3 protein-coding genes are annotated in these 4,394 nt (G+C 70.6%); 1 reads left to right on the top strand and 2 read right to left on the bottom strand.

Features of this window, described 5'->3' with window-relative positions; genetic code table 11:
- On the bottom strand, nt 1-767 hold a 767-nt coding region (locus ADK55_RS10630), incomplete at its 3' end, for a serine/threonine-protein kinase (RefSeq protein WP_234349991.1).
- Between the two features lie 452 nt (nt 768-1,219).
- Here ADK55_RS10630 and ADK55_RS10635 point away from each other — a divergent pair.
- Entirely contained in the window at nt 1,220-3,187 is a 1,968-nt protein-coding gene (locus ADK55_RS10635) for an FHA domain-containing protein (protein WP_053677371.1), read from the top strand.
- 269 nt (nt 3,188-3,456) lie between these two features.
- Here the strand turns inward: ADK55_RS10635 and ADK55_RS10640 are convergent.
- The coding region (locus tag ADK55_RS10640; RefSeq protein WP_199826489.1) for a helicase associated domain-containing protein at nt 3,457-4,394 on the bottom strand (938 nt) is incomplete at its 5' end.

Raw genomic sequence — 4,394 nt, forward strand, 5'->3', positions numbered from 1 at the left:
GTCGTCGTGGCGTCGGGCTCGTGGGCGATGTCCCTCAGGGCCATGGCAACTTCGGCGGCGGGGGTGCGTTCGGCGGGTTCTTTGCGGAGCAGACCGGCGATGACCGGGGCGAGTGGGCCGGCGCGGGTCGGCACCGGCGGTTCCTCGTCCACGACGGCCCGCAGGGTGCTCAGCGCGGTGGCGTGCCTGAACGGGGAGATGCCCTCCACCGCCGCGTACAGCATGACGCCGAGTGACCACAGGTCCGACTCGGGGCCCGAGGGGCGGCCCAGCGCCCGCTCCGGCGGGAGGTACTCGGGGGAGCCGACGAGCTCGCCGGTCATGGTCAGCGCGGTGCTGCCCTCGACCACGGCGATGCCGAAGTCGCTGAGCACCACCCGTCCGTCTGCGGCGAGCAGCACGTTCGCGGGCTTGACGTCGCGGTGCTCCACCCCGACGGCGTGAGCGGCCCGCAGCGCGCTCAACACGTCGGCGCCTATGCGCGCGGCGTGCCGCGGGGTGAGCGGCCCCTCGTCGCGCAGGAGTTCGGCCAGCGACCGGCCTCGGACCAGTTCCATCACGATCCAGGGCCGATCGTCCTCCATGACCACGTCGTGGACGGTGATCACGTTGCGGTCGGGTATCCGGGCCGCCGCCCACGCCTCACGTTCCAGCCGGCTGTACATCCGCGCGATGTCCTCGGCCCGCAGACCGGCCGGGGCCCGAACCTCCTTGACGGCGACCTCCCGGTGGAGAGTCTCGTCGCGGGCCCGCCACACGGTGCCCATGCCGCCTTCGCCGAGGCGGGACAGCAGTCGGTAGCGGCCCGCGATCAGCCGCTCCCCAGCCGCCGGACCCGGTGCGGGTGTGGCAGCGGTGGCGGCCGTGCCTCGGGTGGCGACCTCGGTCGTGGACGCGGTGGTGGACGCGGTGGTGGACGCGGTGGTGGACGCGGTGGTGGACGCGATCGTGGCCTCGGTGGTGGCCCCGGTGGTGACCGTATCCGGCCTGGTCGCCGCGGTGGTGGCCGCGAGCGCGGGCTCCATCCCGGTCTCGGTTTCCTCGATGTGCATGGGGGCGGTTCTCCTCTTGACGCCGGCCGACGCGAACATCACGTACGGACCGGGCCCCTGGTTCAGCATGACTCAAAAGATTCCAAGAAATGATTGAACCGAACACGTTCTCGATGACGTGTTGCTGTCGTACGAGCAATCAGCAGCGTCATTTCAAGGGGTGTGCAGTGCCATCGGTCATCGTCGGGCGCACGGGTCCGTTCACCGGACAGAGCGTGGTTCTGGGCAGCGAGCCCGTCAGCTTCGGGCGCAAGAGCGACAACAGCATCGTGATCGTCAGCCCCAACGCCTCCCGGCTGCACGCCGAGGTCCTCACGGAGGACGCCGGGTTCGTCCTGTACGACCGGGAGAGCCGGAACGGCACGTTCGTCAACGACCAGCGGGTCACCCGTCACGTGCTGCGTCCGAACGACTGCATCCGCATCGGTGATGAAACGTTTCTGTATGAGGCGCAGGACGCCATGGAGACGGTCATGGACCTCTCCCTCCTGGACGTCCCCCGGGCAGGCACCGCGGACCCGGGCATGCTGCGGGTCACCATCACCGGCGGTGGCCCGGTGGGCCTTGCCTTCGCCCTGGCACTCGATGAGATGCTGCCCGGACGGACCGCCATCACCCTCTACGACGGACGCTGGACCAGGAAGGGTTCCTCGGTCGTCTGGAAAGACGAGACAGAGGGCAACTTCCGCCGCCAACAGGTGGTGACCGTCCAGAGCCGGCAGTACCTCGCCCTGTCCGAGGAGGTGCTCTCCGCGCTGTTCGACGACGGCGGCGCCTACTCCGAGATGTGGCCCGTCGGCCCGGACTCGGTCGACGGCCGGCCGCCCCGCAACATCCGGATCGCCCACATCGAGGACCGGCTGCTGGAACTGGCCAACCGGAGGGCGGCGATCCGACTCGTTGCCCGGCGTTTCGACGTGACGGAGCAGCAGAACCGGCTCACGCAGGAGCACGTCCTGGTCGTCTGCGAGGGCGGCCGCTCCCGCACGCGTGAGCACTACGCCGACCGCTTCGGCGCGGCCGACGCCTCGATCTACTCCCTCGACGGCGAGCACCTCCAGGACGTCGTCCTGGGGCTGCGGGTGAAGTCGAGGCTGTCGGATCCGATGAGCGTGCTGCTCACCGTGTCGCAGAACCGCTTCCTGCTCAACTCGCTGCGCGGCGAGGGCTTCCTGAACATGCGGCTGACGCGGGAGGAGGCCAAGAGCGTCATCGGCATCGACCCGATACGCCACGTCTTCGAGGAATGCATCGCCGCCCGCCCCTGCCTGATGAGCCGGCAGGAGGAGGACAACGAGTTCCGCTGCCCCACCCACGGCACCCTCTTCCTCCCCGCCCTGCTGCGCGGCTCGCCGCTGTGGAAGGAGATCAGGCAGGGCCTCAGCCTGTTCGGGGTGGCGGAGGACGACCTGTCGGCGATCACCTCGTTCCGGCTGGACATGGTGCAGCGCCCGCGATTCACCGCACAGTTGCACCGGCCCACCGCGACCAGCCCCGGCACCTACGGCTTCCTGCTGGGCGACGCGGCCAACGCCATCCACTTCTGGCCGGGTCGCGGCCTCAACAGCGGCCTCGCCTCGGCCACGTCACTGGCCCGGTCGCTCAGCCGCGCCTGGCAGGGGAAACCGCTGCGGGACGCCGACTTCATCCGGCACGAGGCGGCGATGTCGATGCTCCAGTACCGGCACAAGAGCCGGGCCTGGAACGCCATGGTGACCACGGACGACCAGGGCGTCACCCGTGCCATCAGGGACATCATCGCGCGTAGCGCGGAGGCGGGGGCGGGGGCCGGTGCCGGGGCGGGGGCCGGTTCCCGCACCGGGGCGGCGGGGGCCTGGGCCGGCTCCCGCACAGCGGACGGGAGCGACCTGGAGGCGCTGCTGGACCGGATGGCCGGGATCCGCGACCGGCTGGAGGCCCGGCTGCCGGGTTTGCCCAACGACGACGAACTCCGCTCCCACCTCGCGTCCATCTCCCCGGCCACCCTGCGCACCCTGCGGGAGAGCGGCGCCTGGGACACGCTGATCGTCGGCGGTGAGGAGGCCGACATCGACCTCTTCTACCAGTCGGACTCCCCGGTCTTCGTGCCCCGCCCGGCGGACCCGCGGAGCCTTGTACAGCAGCCGCACGCCTGAAGGGGAGATGCGGGAAGTCCGCCTCGGGCAGGCGGGAGGTCGGTCTTCTTGGCGCGGGCCGGGGTGATCAACTCGCAGCCGTCCCAGTTCTGGTCATTGGCGGAGGGCAGGATCGCCCGGGAATCGAGCTGGAACCATCGGTAAGGGCGCCGGCTCGGTTGCAAGGACCTCGGCTGTAGCTGCCGTGCGCAGCTCGCGAGACGTTCCACGGCTGCTCCGATGACTGGCCGGCAACCCCGAACGGGATCCGGCCCCGCCGCGAGGAGCGGCTACCAGCGCATGTCGAGAGCGTCGAGAGCGTGGATCCGGTCGGTGGGCAAGCGTTCTTTGCGGCGGCGGGTGTTGCTGATCCACTGGCCGAGCCGTACGGGTCGCGCGTCGAGGTATTCGACGTGGCGTTGGGGTACCTCGAGGTGGCCCTCCCGCTGGTGGAAAGCGCGGGCGGCTGCCAAGCCCTGGTCTGGCTTGCGCGCGGCCGGTTTCCGTTTCTCCGGGGACGGTTCGGTGGTCTGGATCAGGCCGAGGTCGGCCAGGAGCTGTTGCTGGACGGGGTGCAGGCGTTCGGGGTGGCGGCGTTGGTTGTGCAACCACTCCCCCAGACGGTGTCCGTCCTTGGTGATGTGGTCCCGGGGCACGTCGGTCGGAAGGTTGCCGGCGCTGTGGTGTCCGCGGGCCGCGTGGTAGGTGCGGTGCCAGGTCAGGGGCCAGGGCGGGTTCCAGTACGGGTCGAGGTCTTGGAGGGCCTGGGCTCTGGCGGGGGTGAGGGTGTCGGCTCGTTTGCGTTGGGTGGCGAGCCAGCGGCCGAGGGCGAAGCCGTCGTGGTGGTGGTCGACGGGAACGGCGAGGTGGCCGTGGTGGTGGGCGTAGGCGGTGGCGTGGGCGAGGCCGCGGTCGAAGGCGTGCTGCTGGGGGTTCCAGATGATGCCGAGGCGTTCGAGGGCTTGAGTGCGGGCGGGGTCGAGGGCGCCGGTGGTGTGGAGGTGGCGTTGCCAGGTGAGCCAGCGGCCGAGGGGGTAGCCGTCGGGGTCTTGGTGGGTCTGGGGGGCGTCGAGGTGGTGGTGAGTGCGGTGGTAGCGGCGAGCCGCGGTCAGGCCGCGGCGCCATTCGGCGCTTTTGGGGTTGAGGACGCGCAGGGTGAGGGCGAGGGCGACTTCTTCTTGCCGGGTGGGGCGTTCGAAGTGGAGCCAGGTGCCCGGGTCTTCGGATC

This window comes from Streptomyces sp. WM4235 (assembly GCF_001279725.1).
Classification (GTDB): domain Bacteria; phylum Actinomycetota; class Actinomycetes; order Streptomycetales; family Streptomycetaceae; genus Streptomyces.